1 protein-coding gene and 1 pseudogene are annotated in these 1,473 nt (G+C 76.8%); both read left to right on the top strand.

Features of this window, described 5'->3' with window-relative positions; translation table 11 throughout:
* A partial coding sequence (locus tag AB0J52_RS40320) for an ABC transporter permease (RefSeq protein ID WP_500188469.1) occupies positions 1-1,058 on the top strand: 1,058 nt, incomplete at its 5' end.
* A gap of 2 nt (positions 1,059-1,060) precedes the next feature.
* Positions 1,061-1,473 (top strand): annotated as a pseudogene (locus tag AB0J52_RS40315) (hypothetical protein); the annotation flags it as partial.

Below are 1,473 nucleotides of genomic sequence, written 5' to 3'. Positions count from 1 at the left end.
GGCGGCTCGGCCGGCCGGCGTCGGGCGGCTCAGGCAGGACTGGGTCCGGCGGACGGCGCTTCGCCGGGCGGGGCCTCGGTGGGCGGGGCCTCGGCGGGCGGCTGGAGGAGACGCATCCGTGGGCCGCGTTCGCGGTCCGCCGGGCCGGACGCCTGGCGGTGTCGCTGCTGGTGCTGGTCACCGCCTCCTTCGCGATGATCCACCTGGTGCCGGGCGACCCGGTCCGCGCGGCGCTCGGCCCGACCGCCGACCCGCAGCTGGTCGCCGACCGCAGGCACGCCCTCGGCCTGGACCGTCCGCTGCTCGAGCAGTACTGGAACTTCCTGTCCGGGCTGGCGCACCTGCGCCTGGGCGACTCGATCAGCACCGACGTGCCGGTCGCGCAGGTCATCTCCAGCCGCCTGCCCGCGAGCCTGGAGATCGCCGTCCCGGCGTTCGCGCTGATCCTGGCCGTCGCGATCCCGGTGGGCATGGCCGCCGCCGTGCTGACCCGCGAGGGCCGGCGGCGCGGGACCGAGCTCGGCTTCGCCACCGTCACCGGCGTCCTGGGCGCGGTGCCGGAGTTCCTGCTCGCGGTCGGCCTGGTGGCGGTGTTCGCGGTGGCGGTCCCGGTGCTGCCGGTGGCCTCGCGCGGAGGCGCGTCGTCGTACGTCCTGCCGGTCCTGTCGCTGGCGGCCGTCCCCGCCGCCGCGCTCGCCCGGATCGTGCGGGTGGAGGCGCTGCGGGTGCTCGGCGAGGACTACATGCGCACCGCGCGGGCCAAGCGGCTGCCCGCCCGGCTGCGCTACCTGCGGCACGCGCTGCCGAACCTGCTGACCGCCTCGCTCACCCTCGGCGGCCTGCTGTTCACCTCCCTGATCACCGGGACGGTGCTGGTGGAGAACGTGTTCGCCTGGCCCGGCCTCGGCACCGCCATCGTGCAGGCGATCACGCAGAAGGACTATCCGCTGGTCCAGGGCGTGGTGCTGGTCTACGGGACGGCGGCCCTGCTGATCACGTTCGCGGTGGACGTCGCCGTCGCCCTGGCCGACCCCCGTTCCACGATCCGCGGGAGCTGACGATGCCGTCGAAGCAGTCACCCACCCTCCTCGCCGGCCCTTCGGCCGTCCGGCCGCCCGGGCGTCCGCCGGCCGGACCGGTCGCCCGGCCGTCGTCGGAGACGTTCGGCCACCGGCTGCTGCGCACCCTGCGCACGCCGCTCGGGCTGGCCACCGTGACCGCCGTCGCCGTGCTGGCCCTCGTCGCGGTCCTCGGGCCGCCGCTCGCCGGGGACGCGGCGAACCGCGTCGACACCGGCGCGATCGACCAGGGCGGCGGGAGCGGACACCTGTTCGGCACCGACGCCCTCGGCCGGGACGTGGCGGCGCGGGTGGTCGTCGCGACCCGGCTCACCCTGGAGCTCACCTTGGCCGCGACCGCGATCGGCATGGCCGGGGGCCTGCTGCTCGGCCTCGCCCCGGCGGTGCTCGGCCG

Origin of the sequence: Spirillospora sp. NPDC049652 (assembly GCF_040675125.1) — a bacterium.
In the GTDB taxonomy this organism is placed as follows: Bacteria; Actinomycetota; Actinomycetes; order Streptosporangiales; family Streptosporangiaceae; genus Spirillospora.
This window is presented reverse-complemented; position numbering and strand designations above follow the sequence as displayed.